The organism is Paenibacillus sp. FSL R5-0810, assembly GCF_038002285.1.
GTDB lineage: Bacteria > Bacillota > Bacilli > Paenibacillales > Paenibacillaceae > Paenibacillus_AQ > Paenibacillus_AQ lactis.
In genome coordinates, this window is the sequence record NZ_JBBOCF010000001.1 from 1,376,714 (window position 1) to 1,397,052 (window position 20,339).

At 51.8% G+C, this 20,339-nt stretch carries 18 protein-coding genes and 3 riboswitches; of the genes, 9 read left to right on the plus strand and 9 right to left on the minus strand.

Going from position 1 to position 20,339, the window contains the following annotated elements:
- Positions 1-144: 144 nt before the first annotated feature.
- From MKX76_RS06250 to MKX76_RS06260, 3 genes are all read right to left on the minus strand, one after another.
- Complete coding sequence (locus tag MKX76_RS06250) at positions 145-996, minus strand: hypothetical protein (RefSeq protein ID WP_007130085.1); 852 nt, start codon at positions 994-996, stop codon at positions 145-147.
- 181 nt (positions 997-1,177) lie between these two features.
- Positions 1,178-2,884 (minus strand): ABC transporter ATP-binding protein, encoded by a 1,707-nt coding sequence (locus MKX76_RS06255; protein WP_040738666.1) that lies wholly within the window; start codon positions 2,882-2,884, stop codon positions 1,178-1,180.
- An 80-nt stretch (positions 2,885-2,964) separates the two neighbouring features.
- A complete protein-coding gene (locus MKX76_RS06260) occupies positions 2,965-3,294 on the minus strand; it encodes a hypothetical protein (RefSeq protein ID WP_007130083.1) in 330 nt (109 codons plus the stop codon).
- Between the two features lie 300 nt (positions 3,295-3,594).
- On the opposite strand from MKX76_RS06260, the gene MKX76_RS06265 reads away from it, so the two are divergent.
- Entirely contained in the window at positions 3,595-4,074 is a 480-nt protein-coding gene (locus MKX76_RS06265; protein WP_007130082.1) for a nucleoside deaminase, read from the plus strand.
- Positions 4,075-4,252: 178 nt separating this feature from the next.
- Here the strand turns inward: MKX76_RS06265 and MKX76_RS06270 are convergent, their stop codons facing one another.
- On the minus strand, positions 4,253-5,047 hold the full coding sequence (locus tag MKX76_RS06270; protein ID WP_007130081.1) for an arylamine N-acetyltransferase family protein: 795 nt from the start codon (positions 5,045-5,047) through the stop codon (positions 4,253-4,255).
- Between the two features lie 123 nt (positions 5,048-5,170).
- Between MKX76_RS06270 and MKX76_RS06275 the strand changes: the two genes are divergently transcribed.
- Positions 5,171-6,787, plus strand: a complete 1,617-nt coding sequence (locus tag MKX76_RS06275; protein ID WP_007130080.1) for a YcdB/YcdC domain-containing protein — start codon at positions 5,171-5,173, stop codon at positions 6,785-6,787.
- Between the two features lie 245 nt (positions 6,788-7,032).
- Here MKX76_RS06275 and gcvPB read toward each other — a convergent pair whose 3' ends face one another.
- From gcvPB to gcvT, 3 genes are read right to left on the minus strand one after another with little or no spacing between them, the layout of a single operon-like run.
- Positions 7,033-8,490 (minus strand): aminomethyl-transferring glycine dehydrogenase subunit GcvPB, encoded by a 1,458-nt coding sequence (gene gcvPB / locus MKX76_RS06280; protein WP_007130079.1) that lies wholly within the window; start codon positions 8,488-8,490, stop codon positions 7,033-7,035.
- Complete coding sequence (gene gcvPA / locus MKX76_RS06285) at positions 8,487-9,836, minus strand: aminomethyl-transferring glycine dehydrogenase subunit GcvPA (RefSeq protein ID WP_210094818.1); 1,350 nt, start codon at positions 9,834-9,836, stop codon at positions 8,487-8,489. The genes gcvPB and gcvPA overlap by 4 nt, the downstream gene beginning before the upstream one ends.
- Complete coding sequence (gene gcvT / locus MKX76_RS06290) at positions 9,833-10,951, minus strand: glycine cleavage system aminomethyltransferase GcvT (protein WP_210094819.1); 1,119 nt, start codon at positions 10,949-10,951, stop codon at positions 9,833-9,835. Before gcvT ends, gcvPA begins: the two co-directional genes overlap by 4 nt.
- 111 nt (positions 10,952-11,062) lie before the next feature.
- A riboswitch (glycine riboswitch) is annotated at positions 11,063-11,170 on the minus strand.
- Between the two features lie 3 nt (positions 11,171-11,173).
- Positions 11,174-11,283, minus strand: a riboswitch (glycine riboswitch).
- Positions 11,284-11,595: 312 nt separating this feature from the next.
- Positions 11,596-11,720: riboswitch (glycine riboswitch) on the plus strand.
- A 173-nt stretch (positions 11,721-11,893) separates the two neighbouring features.
- On the opposite strand from gcvT, the gene gcvH reads away from it, so the two are divergent.
- Positions 11,894-12,283, plus strand: coding sequence for a glycine cleavage system protein GcvH (gcvH, locus tag MKX76_RS06295; RefSeq protein ID WP_210094820.1), 390 nt, complete (start codon positions 11,894-11,896; stop codon positions 12,281-12,283).
- Between the two features lie 143 nt (positions 12,284-12,426).
- On the opposite strand, the gene MKX76_RS06300 is transcribed toward gcvH, so the two are convergent.
- Positions 12,427-13,344 carry a DMT family transporter gene (locus MKX76_RS06300; RefSeq protein ID WP_210094821.1) on the minus strand — a complete coding sequence of 306 codons (918 nt, stop codon included), beginning with the start codon at positions 13,342-13,344 and terminating at the stop codon, positions 12,427-12,429.
- A gap of 108 nt (positions 13,345-13,452) precedes the next feature.
- Here MKX76_RS06300 and MKX76_RS06305 point away from each other — a divergent pair, with 108 nt between their 5' ends.
- Both MKX76_RS06305 and MKX76_RS06310 read left to right on the plus strand, forming a co-directional pair.
- The gene (locus MKX76_RS06305; protein ID WP_007130074.1) at positions 13,453-14,892 is read left to right on the plus strand and encodes an aminotransferase-like domain-containing protein; all 1,440 of its coding nucleotides are present in this window, start codon (positions 13,453-13,455) and stop codon (positions 14,890-14,892) included.
- On the plus strand, positions 14,892-15,539 hold the full coding sequence (locus MKX76_RS06310) for a hypothetical protein (protein WP_007130073.1): 648 nt from the start codon (positions 14,892-14,894) through the stop codon (positions 15,537-15,539). The genes MKX76_RS06305 and MKX76_RS06310 overlap by 1 nt, the downstream gene beginning before the upstream one ends.
- A 93-nt stretch (positions 15,540-15,632) precedes the next feature.
- Here MKX76_RS06310 and MKX76_RS06315 read toward each other — a convergent pair whose 3' ends face one another.
- Complete coding sequence (locus MKX76_RS06315; protein ID WP_341033236.1) at positions 15,633-16,184, minus strand: hypothetical protein; 552 nt, start codon at positions 16,182-16,184, stop codon at positions 15,633-15,635.
- Positions 16,185-16,419: 235 nt separating this feature from the next.
- On the opposite strand from MKX76_RS06315, the gene MKX76_RS06320 reads away from it, so the two are divergent.
- The 4 genes from MKX76_RS06320 to MKX76_RS06335 all read left to right on the plus strand — a co-directional run bounded on the left by MKX76_RS06320 (position 16,420) and on the right by MKX76_RS06335 (position 20,089).
- Positions 16,420-16,851 (plus strand): HTH domain-containing protein, encoded by a 432-nt coding sequence (locus MKX76_RS06320; RefSeq protein ID WP_007127449.1) that lies wholly within the window; start codon positions 16,420-16,422, stop codon positions 16,849-16,851.
- 35 nt (positions 16,852-16,886) lie between these two features.
- Positions 16,887-17,753, plus strand: a complete 867-nt coding sequence (locus MKX76_RS06325; protein ID WP_244152659.1) for an IS3 family transposase — start codon at positions 16,887-16,889, stop codon at positions 17,751-17,753.
- Positions 17,754-17,982: 229 nt separating this feature from the next.
- On the plus strand, positions 17,983-19,173 hold the full coding sequence (locus MKX76_RS06330; RefSeq protein WP_341033237.1) for an NAD(P)/FAD-dependent oxidoreductase: 1,191 nt from the start codon (positions 17,983-17,985) through the stop codon (positions 19,171-19,173).
- 40 nt (positions 19,174-19,213) lie between these two features.
- The gene (locus MKX76_RS06335; protein WP_007128304.1) at positions 19,214-20,089 is read left to right on the plus strand and encodes an RNA polymerase sigma-70 factor; all 876 of its coding nucleotides are present in this window, start codon (positions 19,214-19,216) and stop codon (positions 20,087-20,089) included.
- The last annotated feature ends 250 nt before the right edge of the window (positions 20,090-20,339 follow it).

Here is a 20,339-nt window from a genome sequence, read left to right on the forward strand (position 1 = left end):
ATAGTGTTTCCAAGCACCCTTTGGCCCTGGAATTACCCAAAAAGAAAAATCCCCTTTAGCGATGCCGGCGTCAAACATCATGATCCGGTTTCTAGCTTGAAAGGGGATTTTATTATGGATGGTCCAGCACAAACCAATGTTGAATTAGTCTGATGGATAAGGTGCCATGCTGCGCATGACCGAAGTCAGCTTATCCGCGATGTATTCATGAATGGTGCGGCTTGCAAAGTATCCGCTGTGGCACAGGGGGTTCCAGCTCTTCCACCAGACGCCGACATTAACGGCGACATCTTCGCGTACGGCATCCCGGTAAGCGGGATCTACGCCTTTAAGCGGATACCCAAGGATATCATCCTTGTCATAGAAGTTGACCCATTCGCCGTCAAGGCTGCCGTGATAGTCCCTAAGCCGATCGGAGGGGACGCGGATCGGACGGTCAAAATCACCGTATCGCAGGCTCCAAAGCGGTAATGTCGTGCCAAGAGAATAGAAGAGGGAGAGGGTGTCCCCTCTTTCCAGTGGAGAAGCGGGATCAATTACAAGCTTATGCCCGCGGGACGAGTGCTGAAGGTCATAGAAGAAATTGCTCGCGATAACGGCGCCCAAGCTGTGGGCAATTACGCATAACGGGGCGGTCGGTCCGGCTGAAGCGGTTAATCTGTGCAGCGCTTGGCTGATGGTCATATGAACGGCGTCATAGTTTTGGGATTCGGAGTCGACCGGCTGGTAGGCAACGGCATCGGCCAGGTTATGAAGCACATACCGTCGAAGGCGGCGGTATCGCAGCCGGTAGGGGGTGATGATATTCTGTTCCAATTCCGCTTCTCTGCCGGCAAATACATCCGCCCAGTGAACGGCTTCGATCTCCAGCTGATCAGGGGATTGGCCGGAGGCTCTAGCAAAAGCCTCTCTTATTTGCTTCTTGAACTTATCGGCATAGTTTTTCTTCTGCTTACCCAATCCGTGCACAATAATCACTGCAATTTTCGGTCTCATCGCAACTGCAGCCCCCTTATCGGATAAACGCGTTTGATATCATTTTATCATTTATAATCGATGTGCAGACCTTAGTAAATAGGTAGATAGGGTAGATTTCGGAAAAATAACGCAAAAAGAGGACGGATCCCACGCTCCAAGCGAGATCCGTCCTCATCTTGCCGGCAATCAGGGTACCGGACTAGTTTAATTGATGCAGCCTGCTGTACGCGCCGCCCGATCGAATCAATTCCTGATGTGTGCCTTGTTCGGCAATTCCATCTTTATTAACGACAATGATGCGGTCAGCGTTTTGGATCGTTGTCAGCCGGTGCGCGATAACGAGCGTCGTTCTTCCGACGGACAATTCGGAAAGCGACTTTTGGATTTGGGCTTCCGTTTCCGTGTCCAGGGCGGAGGTGGCTTCGTCCAGGATGAGGATCGGAGGATTTTTCAAAAACATTCTGGCAATCGACAAGCGCTGCTTCTGTCCGCCGGACAGCTTCACGCCCCGTTCGCCGATAATCGTGTCCATGCCTTCCGGCAGGCTGCGGATCAGATCGTCCAGCGAAGCCCGGCGTGCGGCTTCCCAGATCTGCTCGTCTGTCGCGGACAGATCGCCATAAGCGATATTTTCGCGGATCGAGCCTGAGAAGAGGAACACGTCCTGCTGGACGATGCCGATGTGTTTGCGAAGACTGTGCAGCTTAATGTTCCGGATATCGATGCCGTCGACGGTAATCCGGCCATGGTCCACTTCGTAGAAGCGCGGCAATAGGCTGCATATGGTCGTCTTGCCTGCGCCGGATGGACCGACGAAAGCGACCGTTTCTCCCGCACGGATGGAGAGGCTGACGTTGTTTAGTATCGGCCGGTTCGGCTCATAGCCGAAGGTGACGCCCTCGAATCGGATATCTCCGCGCACGGACTTGAGGGAGATGGCATCAGGCGCATCCGCGATTTCCGGCTCGGTATCCATAATCTCCAAATACCGTTTGAAGCCAGCAATCCCTTTCGGATAACTCTCGATAACGGCATTGATCTTCTCGATCGGCCGGAAAAAAATATTGGAGAGCAGGAGGAACGCCATAAATTCGCCCATCTCGATTTTTCCTTGGATAAAGAACCATGCACCGCAAATCATGACAAACACGGTTATCAGCCGCATTAACATGTAACTGACGGACGTGCTCTTTGCCATCGTTTTGTAGGCAAGCAGCTTGGTGGCACGGAACTGCTTGTTCTCCACCTCGAACAGCCGTTTCTCATGCTCCTCATTGGCAAAGGACTGAACGACGCGGATGCCGCCAACGTTGTCTTCGATACGGGCATTGAAATTCCCTACATCCCGGAACAATTGACGGTAGGTTGTCGTCATTCGTCCCCCGAATTTAATGATGAGCCAAGCCATTAGCGGGACGATGATGAACGTGATCAGCGCCAGCTCCAAATTGATGTAAGCCATTAGAGAGAACGAGCCGAGCAGCGTCATGACGGCGATGAATACATCCTCCGGTCCGTGATGGGCAACTTCGCCAATGTCATTCAGGTCATTCGTCACACGTCCCATTAGATGGCCGGTCTTGTTGTTGTCGAAGAAACGGAAGGACAGCTTCTGGATATGGGAGAACATTTTAGCGCGCATATCGGTTTCGATGTTCACGCCGAGCATATGCCCCCAATAGGTCACGATATATTGAAGCGCCGTATTCAGCGCATAAATGGACAGCAGCACCAGACAAGCGATCAGAATCAGGGGCCAGTTCTGCCCGGGCAGCAGGTCGTCAATAAATTTGCTGACGGCGAGCGGAAAAGCCAGCTCCAGCAATCCGGCGATAACCGCGCACGTAAAATCAAGGATGAATAGGCCCTTATAGGGACGATAATAAGAGAAAAACCTTCGTATCAAATCCAATCACACTCCCAAGTCATATGTAATATGCAGGTATTCTTAACGAACAGAAAGGGCTTGCATCACGCAGCTGAACTTCATTCCTCCGCTCCTTGCGACTCTTGAAGATCGAAAGCCTGGATATACTCCTGAATGATCTGATCCACCGCTTTTAATTCCCCGCTCACGACTTGACGAATCGCTTCAAAATCGGGATCGTTTACCTGCCGCTTTAGCGTGTCCCGCTTCACGTATAACTGGTCCAGAAATGCCAGCGCGCGTCCTCGACGGAAGGTCTGGGCCCTGCCGTGCTCCCTGCCCGAGTGGCTCCGGTCATCACGGTGCCGATTATGCCGTCCCCCGCGTCGTTGGTTAGCTTCGAAATCTTCTCGATGCGGGATCTTGTCGATGGGGTCTTCGTGTCTCATTCCGCTCACCTCCTGAATGATCCTATCCAAATGTATTACAATCAAATCGCTGTATGTATACGTTTGTATACTATTAATTTTGATTGTATACGTATGTATACATATCGTCAACCGAAAAAAATTCGCCATACCCCTGACCCTAACCGCATGGATTGTCTCATGATCTGGAAATATTATGGTGATTCGAATATGATGTGATATGATATTTTGAGTGGCATATGTCCAGTGGAAAGAATGCTTGGAAAAATAAAATGGTACAGACTTGTTGAAATCATGAAGCGAGAAGGGAGCGGTTTTAAGATGATGTTATACGGCCATGAGTATTGGATGAAGATGGCGATTGACGAAGCCTTTCGTAACGTGCAGCAAGCCGAAGGAGGCCCGTTCGGAGCGATTGTGGTCAAGGATGGCAAGGTGATTGGCAAAGGGCGAAATCTCGTCACAACATTAAACGATCCGACGGCGCATGCTGAAGTTCAGGCGATTCGCGAAGCCTGTAATCATCTTCAGAGCTTCCAGCTGACCGGATGCGTGATCTACACCAGCTGCGAGCCTTGCCCGATGTGTCTTGGAGCTATTTATTGGTCCAGACCGGATGCGGTTTATTATGCAAGCACGAAGAAGGACGCTGCCAATATCGGGTTTGACGATCATTTCATCTACGAAGAAATCGAAAAGCCTATGGATCAGCGTTCCATCCCGATGAGATTGCTTCAACCGGCTGATTATTTGCTGCCTTTTCAAGCATGGTCTTCTGCAGAACGAAAAATCGAATATTAACGTTGCGATTGCAGCGTCTGCTCCCATGCGAGCCTATTTTTTCATCGTTTGATGTGCGATTTTAAACAGCCTTAAATAACAATAATAACCGGGCTCCCTAAGGGAACCCGGTTTATCGTGGCTTGCCGCAGTTTATAAACTCTAAGTTTGAACCATGGAGTTTACCGCATACGCAGGCTTATTGCTTTAATTGCTCAGGGACCTTGATTCCAAAATAGGTATACAGCGCATCCTCAAACTCCTGTTCAGACCTCGGCTTGAAGGTGTGGACCCCGCCGCTCGTAAAAATCCGGAACTCCTCGCCTTCTACGGTGTTTCGGCCTTCTGCTGTCCGCATGGAGATTCTTGCGAATTTGTTGAACGGCGAATCGGGGGCATGCTCGCACCAATAGGATGTAGTGATGAAGTCTTGCGGCAGATTGGGTTCTTCGGTGAAGGAGAAGACGGACTCCCAGCCACCATGCTTCTGCTGCTCCAGCATCCAGCCGTAATCGGTATTTGCCCGAAGGCGATAGGTCTCGTCGCCCTGCACCTGTTCGAGACCGTCAACCAGCTCCAGCGGCTGGCGGGGACCCGCTCCACCTACGCCTACATCAGCGATAAAACGCTGCTCCCCGATGGTTACCTGCAGAACCTGATGCCGCCTTTTCGGAGGCGTATGCGATTCGCCTTGCCAAAATCGTCCGAAATAATGGGTTACTTCAAACCCAAGCTCTTGCAGCAGCCACCCGAATAGTGCGTTGAGTTCGAAGCAAAATCCTCCGCGACGCCGATTCACGATTTTATCGTAGAGCGCCGGGATCTCGAGGGAAAGCGGAATATTTGCCAGGATATCCAGGTTCTCATAGGGAACCGAATGCACATGCTGCTCCTGCAGCCTGGCTAGCATGTAGGCGCTCTCGACGATCGGACCGGAATAGCCGATTCGTTCCAAATATTTTGTAACGCTGAGGGTTTCCGTTGTTGTGTTCAAGGTATCACCGCATCTCTATTAATTTTTGAGCTTGATCGATCCAAGATATTTCTCATTATATACTATTCTTGAAGGATGGAAATGAAGACCCATGGAAAAAAGGAATCGAAGGGAGGCTTAACCATGGCTCTTGACGACTCGACACTGCTGGCTTCAGCCAAGGCGGTTGTCAATATCCCCGAGCATTATCGGCTCGCCATGGCAGATAATACACCAAAGGGCGAAGCACCGAGGGAGCGTACGTACATATGGGAGGATCCGCACAGCGAAGACAATAATATCGAAGTCTCGCTATCTCTTGAAACCGGAGATTTGATGAGTCTCTATATCCGAACCGAGAAGGAGGAGGCGGATGTCAGCGAAGTCTCTACGAAGGCTGTAAGAGCTGCAGCTAATGCTTTTGTGAAGCAACATCTGCCGGGCTGTGAACAGTTCACCCGGGTCCGCATCGACGATATCCATAACGAGTACACCGTCGAATACAGAATGGAAGTGGGCGGACTGGAATTGCCGGATACCGGATGTACGCTGCGTATAAACCGGGACTTGCGGGTGGTTCGTTACCGGAAGGAAGCGTCCTCGGCGATGAGGTTGCCGGAATGGCCTGCCGAGAGGATAAGCCCCGATACGGCAAGACGAACAATGATACAGGAGCTGTGCTTGGTTCCCGTCATTGCTGCATTGTATCCGGGCGATTATGAAACGACAGCGGACACGATGGAGCATCGTCTCGTTTATGAGCCGGTTACGATTCATCGTAAGTATGATGCGGTGTCCGGCGAGCCTTTGCAAGATCTTCTGCATGCTCTGTATCCGCCGACCCGCCCCATCAGCGAGTTCAACAGGAGCGGACCTAACGTTCAGGATGATGCGATGAAACCGGACAAGTCTGCGGGATATCGTGGGAATGTTTCGTTAAACAACATGGATTTCAATGATTGGAACGCATCCCTGCGTTATTGGGAGACCGTCTTGGGAATTGATTCTTCGTTATATGCTTTAGGGGAGCGCAAGGATGACGGTGAACAATTGTATCTCTTCTATACTGAGCGGGAGTCAGCGGAAGAGCGGACTAGCGGCGCCCAAGAGGATCCGCTCTCCGTGGACGGATATATGTCGAGAAGATGGGGGAAGGCCCTTAACAGGTTAAAAGCATCGCATACGCTCCAAATCGAGAAATCCACGGGCCAGCTCGTTAGTTATTACACTAGAGTGAAACCGGATCGCATGAAGAGGAAGAAACCATCGTTTACCCGCGCGGAGTGCTGGGAGAAAGCACAGCAATTCCTTCATCAGTGCTTTCCCGAGTATATCAATTATTTGCAATTGGAGCTCGATCAGCAAGAAGAGAAGGACCCGGAACGGGAGTTTTTCCATTTGCCGTTGTTTATCGGACCCTACCGTGTGCGCCTAGAGAGCGTGACGATCAGCATATGCAGCATCACCGGTGAAGTTTTAATGTATCGCGGCGTGTCCATGGAGAAGATTCGGGAGCTTGCTCAGAACAACTTTATCGCGAAGATCAGTGAAGAAGAGGCAGCGCGGAAAGTGGAGGAGCAGCTGGAGGTGTCGATGCGTTGGTACTTAGACGGAGATGACAATTCGGGACGCTATCGGCTGATCTATGAGCCTGCTGTGAAGCGGAGCAACTCCTTGGACGGAACAGAAAAGGCGGCCACACTGCAGTATGTCGATGCGGTATCAGGAGAGCTGATCTGGAGGCTGGATATGAAATCTTAGTGTCTGCACATTGAGCCGGAGCTTTGAGCCACAGAACTTCATAATATGATGGAAGAAAAAACTAACGTTACCCAATAAGGGATCCCGTGCGCCGCAATGTCGGCGTATGGGATCCCTTTAATCATGCATATACAGGTTGGCTGTGAACTGCGGCTGGCCTGTCGCTACCTTCCCGCAATCAGGATGGAAGCTGCGGCGGGATGCCGAAGCGTTTCATGCTCGTTTCCTTTCTGATGCAGCCCCAATTAACCGCACGTACAATTCAGTACCGGTTTGCGTGCAGCCGTCGTTTCGTCAAGGCGCTTTACGACGGTGGTGTGCGGCGCGTTCTTAACTAGCTCCGGATCGGTCTGTGCCTCCTTGGCGATTTGGATCATCGTATCGATGAAGCCGTCAAGCGTTTCCTTGCTTTCCGTCTCCGTCGGCTCGATCATGATGCACTCCTCAACGTTCAGCGGGAAGTAGATGGTCGGCGGATGGTAGCCGAAATCCAGCAAACGCTTGGCGACGTCCAGCGTCCGAACGCCATACTCCTTTAGCTTCCTGCCGGACAGCACGAATTCATGCTTGCAGAGGCCCGGGTAAGCAACCTCGTAATGTGGCGCCAGACGATGCATCATGTAATTCGCATTGAGGACGGCCAGCTCGGATACACGCCGCAATCCTTCCGGACCATAGGTTCGGATATACGTATAAGCGCGAACAAGTATGCCGAAGTTGCCGTAGAACGCTTTGACCCGCCCGATGGATTGCGGACGGTCGTAATCCCAATAATACGTGCCGTCATCCCGTTTGGAGACGACCGGCTTCGGCAGGAACGGAATCAGCTTGCTCTTGACGCCGACAGGACCTGCGCCGGGACCGCCGCCGCCGTGCGGGGTGCTCATCGTTTTATGCAGATTGAGGTGAACGACGTCAAAGCCCATATCACCCGGACGCGTAATGCCCATGATCGCGTTGGAGTTGGCTCCGTCATAGTAGAGCAGGCCGCCTGCTTCGTGCACGATTTCGGCGATTTCCACGATCTGCTCCTCGAACAGGCCGAGGGTGCTTGGATTGGTCAGCATCAGCGCTGCGGTATCTTCGCCTACGACTGCGCGCAGCGCCTCAAGATCGACCATGCCGCGCTCGTTGGATTTTATCGTAATGGTCTCATAGCCGGCAACGGTAGCGCTGGCAGGATTCGTGCCGTGGGAGGAATCGGGAACGATGACTTTTGTGCGCTTCTCGCCGCGGCTCTCGTGGTATGCACGGATCAGCATCAGACCCGTCCACTCCCCGTGGGCGCCGGCAGCGGGCTGAAGCGTAACCTGATCCATGCCGGTCAGCGCGGCCAAATCATGCTGCAGCGTATAGAGAAGCTCCAGCGCGCCTTGAATGCTTTCTTCAGGCTGATAGGGATGGATTTTGGCGAACCCGGCGAAACGGGCCACGTCCTCATTAATTTTCGGATTGTATTTCATCGTACAAGAGCCGAGCGGATAGAAGCCGTTATCGATGCCGAAGTTTCTTCGCGACAGCTCGGTATAATGACGGATGACATCGACCTCATAGACCTCCGGCAGCTCGGCAGGCTGGCTGCGAAGCAGATGCTCCGGAATCAATGAGGCTGCATCCGTCTCCGGTACGTCGCATTCGGGGAGCGAATAGGCGACACGGCCCGGTTTGCTGAGTTCAAATATCAATGCTTTTTCCGGTTTCATACGATCGCCTCCAATTCATCGATAAATCGGTCGATTTCTTCCTTCGTCCGCCGTTCGGTAACGGCGATCAGCATGCACCCTTGCAGCTCGGGGTAGGCGGTTCCGAGATCGTATCCGCCGATAAACCCGGCCGCAAGCAGCTTCCGGTTAACGGCGTCAATGTTCGTACCTTCCGGCAGCTTCACCACGAATTCGTTGAAGAACGGCGCGCTGAACGGAAGGGAGAGTGAACCTTTGGCAGCACGATCCGCTGCATAGTGGGATTTGCGCACATTCAAGAGTGCGGCTTCCTGCATCCCCGCTTTCCCCATCGTGGACATGTATACCGAAGCGCAGAGAGCGAGAAGCGCCTGGTTGGAGCAAATATTGGACGTCGCTTTCTCGCGGCGGATATGCTGCTCGCGTGCTTGCAGCGTCAATACGAATCCGCGCTTGCCGTCCTTGTCGACGGTCTGGCCGACAATCCGTCCGGGAATGCGGCGCATGAGCGGCTCGGAGACCGCGAAGAATCCGCACGTCGGCCCGCCGAGAGAGGCCGGGATGCCGAGCGGCTGGGCATCGCCGACAACGATATCGGCCCCGATGACGCCCGGCGATTCCAGCAAGCCTAGCGAGAGCGGGTTCACGCTCATGACGAGCAGCGCTTTATGCTGGTGAACCTTAGGCTCGATGGCCTTCACATCCTCGATGCATCCGAAGAAATTCGGCGACTGGAGGAGGACGGCGGCCGTTTCGTCCGTGATTGCGGCAGCAAGCGCCTCTTGGTCGGTCACGCCGTTCACGCACCCGATCTCGATCACTTCCAGATCCAAGCCATGGGCGGACGTGAGCAGAATCTCGCGGGCCTCCGGATGTACGGCGCGGGAAACGATGATTTTTTTTCGTTTCGTGGCGCCGCTGGCAAGAGCCGCAGCTTCGGCAAGCGCGGTGGAGCCGTCATACATGCTGGCATTCGCCACTTTCATGCCGGTCAGCTCGCAGATATAGGATTGAAATTCGAATATGGCCTGCAGCTCGCCTTGGCTGATCTCCGGCTGATACGGCGTGTAGGCCGTATAGAATTCCGAGCGGGAAATGACGTGGTTCAGCACGACGGGAATATGGTGATCGTACAAGCCGGCGCCCAGAAAGCTGGCGTATCGGTCAAAGTCGGCATTGCGGTCCGAAAGGGCGCGCATATGCTTCAGCAGCTCAGGTTCGCTCATTCTTTCCGACATGGGCAGGACGCCGTCATAACGGATGGCCGCAGGGATGTCGGCAAACAGATCCTCGATCGACTTCGCGCCGATCACGGCAAGCATCTCGGCTTGATCCTGATCGGTCATAGGCAAATAACGATGCTTCATGTTAAGGCAGCTCCTCTTTTGTAGAATGGGGTTTTGACGACTTTGGCCTTTAGCTTCTTCCCGCGGATTTCAACCCACACCTCGGATTCAAGCGCTGCATGGGCGCTGTCGATAAGCGCAAGTCCCAGGCTGCGTTTCAGCGTAGGGGATTGCGTTCCGCTGGTAACTTCACCGATCGGATCACCGTTTCCGTCATGAACGGTATAGTGAGAACGAGGGATGCCGCGGTCGATCATTTCGATGCCGACAAGCTTGCGGGGAATACCCTCTGTTTTTTGCCGAAGCAGTGCTTCACGTCCAATAAAATCGCCTTTATCCAGCTTGACGAAAAATCCGAGGCCGGCTTCCAGCGGCGATATATCTTCCGAAAGCTCCTGCCCGTAAAGCGGCAGCTTGGCTTCGAAACGGAGCGTGTCGCGAGCGCCGAGACCTGCGGGGACTAAGCCATGCGCTTGACCTGCGTCAAGCAGTCCTCTCCAAATGGCCGGTGCTTGTTCCGCACTGCAGTATATTTCATAGCCATCCTCTCCGGTGTAACCGGTCCGGGAGACGAGGGCCTTGGAACCAAATACGTTAACATGCTGAATGAAGTGAAAGGAAGGAAGGGATTGGAGTGTTTCGGCTTCCGGTACGGCTGCCGATATGATCGCTTCGGCTGCAGGACCCTGCAGCGCGATCAGTGCCGTCTCCGCGGATGCGTTACGGAGCTCGATGTCACCGAAACGTTGATCATGAAGCCAAGCAAAATCTTTGTCGATATTCGATGCATTGACAACGAGCATGTAGCGCGCGTCAGCCAGCTTATAGACGAGAAGATCATCCACAACCCCGCCGTTGTCGTTGCACAGCAAAGTATATTGGGCCTGGCCGACCGATAGCCGGGTTACGTCGTTTGTCGTCAGCGTCTGGAGAAAAGCCTCGGCATCCGGACCGGCAACGAAAAATTCGCCCATATGTGACACATCGAACAGTCCGGCATGCTTGCGAACGGCTTCATGCTCTTGAACGATGCCGGTAAATTGCACGGGCAGCTCCCAGCCGCCGAAATCGATGCAGCGGACAGAAGGGAAATCGGAGTAAAGCGGGTAAAGCGGTGTGCGCAGTAATGAACTCATCTCTTCACCTCTTCAGATTGGTAGAAACGCTTGGAACATCAAAAAAGGACAGGCAGAAGGGAAGCTAACAAAACGCGCTAAAACCAGCACGTTCGTTTCTTCGATCTTCTGCTCTGTCCTTTGTACCTGAGAGTTACCCCACATCTCATGTTCGTCATTATGTAGAGCTCGTGTGAGTTTCCCCGTGGGTGATTCTACATTGTAGAATGCTCTCCAGAGGTGCGTCCGGTAAAGGTCCTTTTGCCTGAGAGATTCACCGCAAGCAAGCGGCTTACTCCTTCGGCGTTACCAGTCAAGCGGGTCTGACCGGTAATCTCTCCCGCTACCATCATTCGCCGTATCTTGTTATGAAGTTGTTATCTAACCTGTGTCGTTCTTCTGATTATTATAAACGGCATTCTCCATAATGTGTCAACCATTAAATTAAGTTTTGAATGCGAAATTTGGAGGATTTTGCAATAATCCCAAGGGAAACTCTAAATTTGCAACATATAGAGGGAACAAGTTAGTTCGTCTATATGGTTCCGGTGGCAGCTGAATTCAATTTTGCATCATCGTGAGTATAATAAAATTCTGTCAGATATCTTGACACAACGATAAGCCCTGATTTATTCTGTGGGAGAATCATCCAACTGAATAAGCGGATGACGATGGATGGGAGAGACCGCAAGATCAGGCGTAAGCAGCCTTAAGCGGCACCGAAGGAGCAACCCGTTAACCCCGCCGGGCTAACGAATAATCTCTCAGGTAAAAGTACCGCCATCTGACGCAGCTCTGGAGAGTGCGCAAGCCACCCAAGGGGAAAGACGGGACAATCAATCTGACAGTCCGTCATAAACTCTCAGGTACCGAGGACAGAGAGAAGGCGAAGGCCTTTTTTTTCGTCCCTTTTTTTTATATATTCACTTCATTATGAATCCAAAAGTAAAGGGTGTATCCGTAATGAGCGAAATCAGAGAGAACTTGGTGTACAGCGACGATCATGAATGGGCTTTGAAGGTAGACGGCAATGTAGTGCGCGTCGGCATTTCCGATCATGCGCAGTGCCAGCTTGGCGATATCGTATTCGTAGAACTGCCTGAGCCGGGTACGATCGTGAGCGCAGGGGGCAGCATCGGCACAATTGAGTCGGTTAAAACTGTATCGGAGCTGTATTGTCCGGTTTCCGGCAAAATTACGAAGATCAACGAAACGCTTGAGGATCAGCCGGAGCTGGTGAACGGCGAACCATATGAAGGCGGTTGGCTCGTCGAGGTTGAGGTGGACGGCGATGTGGAGGAAGCGCTTGGGAAGCTGCTGAGCGCTGATGCGTATCGTGCGAAGGTCGATTAAATGAAGTGATGCAAGCTAAGGGTCCATATAGATGGTGGACAGGACATTCAAAAAAACAGCTGCGCGTTCGTAACAAGACTTACGAGCGACGCAGCTGTTTTTTTTTCACGCAAATGTGGAGTTGCCGCCTTCACACCCTCATCCTATACCGATGACGTTCCGTGTTTACGTGTCTGCAGGCGGGAGCGGATGCCCCGCCACTGCATCAGGATAATCCCGAACAGAACCAGAATACTGCCCAGAATGGAGAAGCTCGTTACGTGTTCTCCGTACAACAGTGCCCCGAGCCCCAATGCGACCATCGGGGATATGAAGAGCCACGTCGATGGAAAGTAAGCATTCGTTGCTTTTAGCAGCCAGGCATACAGGCTGTGCGCGAGCATGGAGCCGACGGCCATCAAGTACAAGATCGAACCGGCAGCCGGCCAGGATTGCAGCTGCTCCATCGTCACTTGCTCCGTGAACAACGATAACAGGAGCAATGCGGCCCCTCCGTACAGCATCTGCACTGCATTTAGGGTGATCGGCGAGACCTCAGACAGATCAAAGGTCAGCTTGCGCGTTGCCAGGCTGCCGACAGCGTATGCGGCTTCGCCGATAAGAATCAGGATGCAGCTGAAGATCCATACGCCTTCATGCTCCAGCACCAGCTTCGGCATGATAAGCAGACAGACACCCATGAAGCCGATGATACAGCCTATGTAGTCGCTGCGGCTGCTTCGTTTTCCCAAGAATACGGCTTGGATGATCAGGATCATCATCGGTCCCGTGGCGGACAAAATAGCGGCGAGCCCTGAATCGACATGCTGCTCCGCCCAGTACAGCGTGGCGAAGGTCGTAAACGTGCTGGTCATCCCGATCAGGATGAATTCCTTGCGCAGGAGCAGGCGCAGACTGGCTTTACGCTTCCAATGCATCCAGAGGAAGAGGAGCGCACCTGCGAGTAAAAATCGTAACCCCGCCGAGAAGAACGGCGGAAGTCCGGCCTCGACGCCGATCTTGATGACGAGAAATGTTGTGCTGAATATGGCGCACATCAGCAAATAGTTGAAAATAATCATGGTTCCTCCTCCTTTTTGTATACTATAATAGGAAGCTAATAGAACAGATCGGCAAGGAATAGAACAGATTGCCAAACTACATTGCGATCGGAGAAGGAGAGGGTGCAGGTGCAATCGTCCTGGGAAGCAGGATCAGGAAAGCGGACGCTTCATCAGTCGGTTTATGACGTCATCATTCAGGGGATTCAATCCGGAAAGTGGGGGGAGCATGAGCGGCTCCCGTCTGTCCGGCAGTTGGCCGAGGAAATACAAGTGCACCGATTGACGGTCCTGAAGGCGTATCAACGGCTGCAGGATGAGGGCGTTGTTGTATCCAAGTACAAATCCGGTTATTTCGTGGCGCCGGCAAGCCAAGGACCGGCAGGAATCAATCGTAAGGAACAAGCATGGACATATCGTGCCAAATCGCAGTATATCCATCGCAGCCGGTTGTCGGACATCCATCGCATCCCGGTGGAATATCAAATGTCGGAGGCGCTGATCAATCCCAATCTGCTGCCGAACGCCTTTTTGTCAAACCATGTGAAGCAAGTGTTTGATAAGTACCCGAGAGTTTTGAGCACTTATTCCTCGGTGAAGGGAGATCCGGAGCTGCGCGAAGAATTAACGCAGTATTTCATGCAAAAGCAAGGCATATCGCTGCATCCCGAGGAGCTGATGATCACGACGGGCTCGCAGCAAGCGATAGACTTGATATCCCGTGCATTCGTGAAAAGCGGGGACACCATCTTGATCGAACGGCCGACGTACAGTCCGGCGATTGATGTGTTCGTCCAGCAAAACGTGAAGATCGTTCCAGTTGAGATTACGCCAATGGGCTATGACCTTGACCGGCTCGACCAGCTTATGCGGGATGAGAAGCCTTCGTTGTTCTATATGAACCCTACCTTCCAGAACCCTACGGGTTACACGGTCCCCGTGCCTCAGCGGAAGCAGTTGGTCGAGATGGCCGAGCGATATGCGTGTATTCTGGTGGAGGACGAGGTGTACCATGATATGTATTTCGGCGCGATGCCGCCGGCGCCGATGTTCTACTATGATACCGAAGGCTACGTCATCCACATTCGCAGTTTTAGCAAATATGTTGCACCGGGGCTCCGGATCTCCGTGCTTGCCGCACGTCCCGAAATGATGCAGGCGATCGTTCCCGTCAAAGCGCTGTCCGATAACGGCACGCCGCTATTGACACAAAAAATATTTCAGCAGTACTTCTTCTCCAGCCGTCTTCAGAATCATGTGGCGAAGCTGCGCACGGCGCTGGAGCTGCGCAAGGAGAAAATGGAGGCGCTGCTTGCTCCGACCGGCTGGAAATGGAATAGTCCGGGCGGGGGCTTGAATCTGTGGGTGCAGCTGCCCGAGCCGTTATCGGCGGATGCACTGCTGCAGCGGTGCCTGCAAGCGTCCGTGGCCTTTGTGCCCGGCCGCATCTGCGACCCGCTTGATGCTATGGACTCGTGGATTCGGCTTAGCTATTCGTTTATCCCCGAGGACCGGATGGAGGAAGGAGTGGGACGTTTAATCGCCGCTGCTCATCGGGAGGTTATGTGATGAGGCATTTAAAATATGTTGTACTTGCCCTTCTAAGTGCAGTCATTTGCTTCGGATTGTGGTCAACAGATAATGACGTTGCCGGTATTCCAGAAGACATCCAGCACTATGCAGAAGGTGCCGGACTTGAGGAATTTAGGAGATTGATCCTGGAGGATCCGGCCGGCTATGGTTATAAAAATGAAGAAGAGGTCAATTCCGTAACGCTTGGGCCTGGATTTGAAGTTCATTTTTTTGATGCCAACAAGTTCGACCGTGTAACTGACAGTTTAATGGATCTCTCCAAGCCGACAGGCCAATATGAATTTATTGTATACTCTGGTGGTGCTGGAAAATCATTTCTAAGCATCGAGAGGCATAATGCCGGCTTCAGGGTGGTAATGGCTGGGGGGGATGCTTCGAGACTGGATAAATCACTGGACATCATGAAGGGCTCTCTTTCTGTAAATCACGAAACCACGAGTCCGGCATTAATTAAAGACGGTAACGTCAGGTTTCTTGTGGCCCATATCAACGGGAAAGAAGTAAATGTTCCGGACATACCTGCAGAAAAAAGCGCTATATTGGGCGGTATGAACAACAATCAAGTATGGGATTCCGAGAAAACGATCAAGTTCCTGAAACAAGCCCGGGCGCAAGTAAGATGATGATAAAGAAAGCAGACCCACCGCTTTTTAAGGACAGTTTATCTTCTAAGTTTGTAGTAAAATACAGTGAAGTTCGCTTGGCAGATGGTAGGATTATTTTTCGAATGGAATGTTAGGTAACGGCTTAATATGCTCTGCTGCTATACGAAACTGGTTGTAAAAATCATTAGAATTCTCGTAATTTCTCGGTAAATTAATAGAGAATAAATGGATATGTTTCGCCACTTTCAAATGTATTTCTGATTCCAATCCGTCTCTATCTTCAATGTAGCTTCTTACAATGGATGCAAAAGTATATTTAAATGCGGAAAAATCGTTCTTAAGAACTTCTAATCCCAAAAAACCATGAGCGTTATCCTCTAACAAATCAAGTCGATCGTTCACAAAAATAACGGTTGTATACACGTCTAACATCTTAATAGCAATCTCATCTGCTTTAGCGCCAGAAGTTTGAGCAAGCATCTTATCTAACGTTTGTACGCTCGAAACGAAACTGGCATAATAACTCGACGTCACTTCGATTCTTTTTTTAGCGTTACTGTTGATAATCAGAAGGACGATAGATAAAAAGATAATGAATACGGCAACAATTATGATGATTTTAGAATGTTTTTTTCTTCGATAAGCTAACATGCGCTCCTTCAATTACGAATGGTCTCCTTCTTTTGAACTCTTTATTTATAGTCAAAGAGTCATTACTTCTTGATGATACTCTTCATTGTTTAATCAGTGCGGAATTTTTTCGTTCAGGATTCCTCTCTTAAAAACAACAGATGTAAGGGTATGAACTGTGACCCATAAGATGGACACTTTGAAAAAAGTGACTTCTTGTGGGTCATTTGTGTTTTAATCAAGGTATGTGACGAGGAGTGATACGAGAATGGGGAAGTTGAAACGGGTGCTCTTTACCGAGGAGCAAATGAGGAAGCTGGAGGAGAATCCAAACGTACACCATGTGACCGAGGCGGCCATTACATACACACCTGCATTCAAGCTGGAGGCGCTGAAAGCCTACAAGCAGGGGCAGACACCTTCAGAAATCTTTATTCGTGCCGGCTTCGACCTGGACGTTATTGGTCATAAGAAGCCCAAGGACAGCTTAAAACGGTGGCGTGAAACCTTCGAACTGTACGGTGAGGAAGGTTTGGCTACAGAGCGGCGCGGTAAGGGCAGTACAGGGCGCAAGCCAACTGGTCAGTTGTCAGCCGAAGAAGAATTGAAACGGGCTAAGGCCCAGATCAAACTGCTTGAAGCTCAAGTGGACATGCTAAAAAAGCTCGAAGCGCTCGATCGGCAGAAGAAGAAACGCTGACGCCCTCCGAGCGCTATGAGATCATAAATCGCACCATTCGGGCATATGGCCTGAAACGAATGACACGCTATCTATGCGAGCTCGTGGAAGTAAGTCCAAGCGGCTATTACAGGTGGCTGGGGACGGAAGAAGATCGTCAACTTCGTGCTGCCGCCGACGAGCAGGACATCCTTCTCATCAAGCAGCACTTTGACGCGCTCCGCGGCAAAGCAGGTGCGCTTGTGATTAAGATGCGGCTGGAACAGATAAGCGGCGTTGTCATGAACCACAAGAAGATTCGCCGGCTTATGAAAAAGGCAGGCTTGGTAGCCGTAATCCGTCAGGCGAACCCCTACCGCAAGATGGCTAAGGCAACTCAAGAGCACAAGACGTGTCCGAACCTGCTGGAGCGAAAGTTTGACCAAGGCGAACCTGAGAAAGTGTTTCTCACTGACATCACTTATTTGCGCTATGGAAGCGGACACTGGGCATACCTTTCCTGCGTGAAGGACGGGGCGACCAGGCAGATCCTTGCCGACAGCGTGGCAGCAACACTCGAGCTTCCAATTGTCGAGCGGACGCTACAGCGTCTTTTAGAGCGATTAGATGGAAACATTCATCCAGAAGCGATTCTGCACTCCGACCAAGGGATGCACTACACGCATCCTAAAACCCGTCTTCTCATTGCTAAGGCAGGATTTAAGCAGTCGATGTCGCGCAAAGGCAATTGCTGGGACAACGCCCCGATGGAATCATTCTTCGGTCACTTGAAAGACGACGTTGATTTTAGCGATTGCCAAACTATTGATGAAGTGAGGGTGCGAGTGAAGGAGTACATAAGCTACTACAACTCAGAACGATACCAGTGGACATTAAAAAAGATGACCCCCGATGAATTCAGAGGTCATCTGCTTGCTAGCTAAGCTCTAGGCGGTTTATTTCAAACTGTCCACAAATCGGGTCACAGTTCAGTATCACATTGAACGAGGTTTTTTCTATACACAATTACTACCAGTATATGGTCTTTGAAATATAATAGATTTTAAACCTTGGTAGCCGAAATGTCCCATCGATTGTTCCGAAGCGGTGTCACAAAAATCGCTCCCTCCTCGTTACATATGCAAATACGCGCTGATAAGGGAGATGGGGTATATGAAAAATCTGACTTGTATCGTTGTAGGCGGCGGCTTTGCCGGCATTCACGCACTCAAAGCGATTCACAAAGCCCATGCGGAACTATCAAACGGAGGGAAGCTCCGACTCATTTTGCTGGATAAAGCGCCTGCGCATGTCCGCAAGGTGCTGCTGTTCCGTCCGGCAGCTACCGGGGAGCCGATACACGTGCCGTGGGAGCGGATCGTCCCTGAGGGAACGGAGGTATTGCAAGGAGCCGTGACGGGCATCGATAAAGACCATAAATCGCTTCGTTATCAGGATCGGGGGGGGATCAGCCATTCACTCGATTATGATGTCCTCGTCGTATCCGTTGGCAGCATTGTCCGGATGCCGAATCCGGAGCAAGGAGGATATGCGCTGACCGGACCGAATGCAGCAGCGCGCATCCGGGAGCAATGGATGGCCAACCTGAAGCTTGCCGCCACGATGGCGGATGGAGCAGAGAAGCTTCGTCTGATGAGTGCAGCGGTAGCGGGAGCCGGAATCACCGGAATTGAGACCTCGGCGGAGCTGGCGTTCGCCATGAGAAAGGAAGCTGCGGCACTTCGGCTCGATCCTCACAACATCCGCGTCCATTTGCTGAATACCCAGGAACGACTGTTTATGGAGGGACCAGCAAAGGTGGGTCATCGGCTAGAGCGCTATTTGCAAAACCTAGGGATTATGCTTCATCACCGGACAAGAGCGATGAGTGAGGAACAGGGCCGCTTGCGGTTATCTGACGGGGATTCGCTGCCGGTCGGATTTACCGTGTGGACGCTTGGGCTTGCTCCGAATCCAATCGCTCGCAGCCTGGGGCTTCCCCTGACCGGGGACGGCCGAATCATCGTGGATGAAAGCTACCGTGTTCAGGGGGCACCCGGCGTGTACAGTATTGGCGATTGTGCCCATATCGTAGATCCCGTTACCGGCGAAGCAGATCGGATGACATGCAAGGAGGCCATTCCACAGGCAACCCGGTTAGGCAGAATCATCAAGGCTGATTTATCCGGGCAGGGCGCAAACGCCGAGAGGCATCGCGGCGTTTCGCAAGGCTACACGGTCGGGCTCGGCCCCGGTCACGGATTGGTATGGAGCCGGAGCTGGGGAATCGATATCATGATCACCGGCAAGCTCGCTTACAAAGTGAAGACGTTCATGTGGAATCATGCCAGCATGGTTCGTTAACCGACAGCGGCTATAACAATCTAAAGGAATGAGGATACCCGTGGGAGAGCTGTATAAGCAATATAGAAACCTGTTGTTTCACCTCGCATACCAAATGACAGGCACCGTCTCCGACGCGGAGGACGCTGTTCAAGATGTGTTCGTCAAGGTCCAGAGCCTGCCGATGGATCAGATTAAGGAACCGAAGGCCTATTTGTGCAAAATGGTAACGAACCGCTGTCTCGATCATCTGAAATCGGCTAGGCAGCGACGGGAGGAATACTTCGGTCCGTGGCTTCCCGAGCCGGTTCCGAGTGCGTTCGGCGACAGCTATGAGGCGGTTGAGAATCAAGATCTGCTGTCCTATGCCATGCTCGTTCTGCTGGAACGGCTCTCGCCCGCTGAACGTGCCGTTTTCGTTCTTCGGGAGGCGCTAGGCTTCGACTACACTGAAATTGCGGAGCTTGTGGAGAAGAGTGAAACGAATTGCCGCAAGCTGATGAGCAGAGCCCGTGGCAAGATGGGGATCACGGAGGATGATCTGATCGGCGTGGGAACTGTGGCGGAGGAGTGGGTGAATGGCTTCTTTGCGGCATTATCGGCCGGGAATGCCGAGCATGTACTAAGCTTGCTTGCGGAAGATGCTGTTCTCATCTCGGATGGCGGAGGCAAGGTCATCGCCGCTGCTCGACCGGTCGAATCGAGAGAGAAGGTCGCCCGCTTCCTGCTGGGGATTCTTCACAATGCACAGCTGGAAGATGGCGATTCGCTGTTAATCGAGATCAATGAGCTGAATGGTCAAACCGGCGTCGTGTTCTATCATCAAGGGGTCATAACCGGAGTTGTTTTTGTGAATGTGAAGGATGGATTGATTCAAGAAATCTATATTGTGCGAAATCCGGATAAGCTTCAAGGACTGATTCCACCGAAGTTATAATCAACCCGCCGCTACAATAGGGGGGAACATAAGCAGCCTGTCTCTGATGGGAGAGGCTGTTTTTTATTTGGCGCTCCTTATACCAAATGGTTCTATATAAATGAATCCGTTCTTTTTTACTTGATAAGGACCCATTTTTATCGGGTTCGTGCTGGATGTTTCCTTAAAGCTATCGAATGAGCGTTTCATGAAGGAAGGGTGAATCTGGATTCGCTTTCCATATTGCAGGGTAATAGTTCTCGGATGCCTA

Bases quoted from the DNA above. Each gene is read 5' to 3' on its own strand.
- MKX76_RS06260 (WP_007130083.1), bottom strand. From the start codon at position 3,294: ATGAGACACGAAGACCCCATCGACAAGATCCCGCATCGAGAAGATTTC.
- gcvH (WP_210094820.1), top strand. From the start codon at position 11,894: ATGAGCGAAATCAGAGAGAACTTGGTGTACAGCGACGATCATGAATGG.
- MKX76_RS06310 (WP_007130073.1), top strand. From the start codon at position 14,892: ATGAGGCATTTAAAATATGTTGTACTTGCCCTTCTAAGTGCAGTCATT.
- MKX76_RS06300 (WP_210094821.1), bottom strand. From the start codon at position 13,344: ATGATTATTTTCAACTATTTGCTGATGTGCGCCATATTCAGCACAACA.
- gcvPA (WP_210094818.1), bottom strand. From the start codon at position 9,836: ATGAAGCATCGTTATTTGCCTATGACCGATCAGGATCAAGCCGAGATG.
- MKX76_RS06330 (WP_341033237.1), top strand. From the start codon at position 17,983: ATGAAAAATCTGACTTGTATCGTTGTAGGCGGCGGCTTTGCCGGCATT.
- MKX76_RS06250 (WP_007130085.1), bottom strand. From the start codon at position 996: ATGAGACCGAAAATTGCAGTGATTATTGTGCACGGATTGGGTAAGCAG.
- gcvPB (WP_007130079.1), bottom strand. From the start codon at position 8,490: ATGAAACCGGAAAAAGCATTGATATTTGAACTCAGCAAACCGGGCCGT.
- gcvT (WP_210094819.1), bottom strand. From the start codon at position 10,951: ATGAGTTCATTACTGCGCACACCGCTTTACCCGCTTTACTCCGATTTC.
- MKX76_RS06320 (WP_007127449.1), top strand. From the start codon at position 16,420: ATGGGGAAGTTGAAACGGGTGCTCTTTACCGAGGAGCAAATGAGGAAG.
- MKX76_RS06275 (WP_007130080.1), top strand. From the start codon at position 5,171: ATGGCTCTTGACGACTCGACACTGCTGGCTTCAGCCAAGGCGGTTGTC.
- MKX76_RS06265 (WP_007130082.1), top strand. From the start codon at position 3,595: ATGATGTTATACGGCCATGAGTATTGGATGAAGATGGCGATTGACGAA.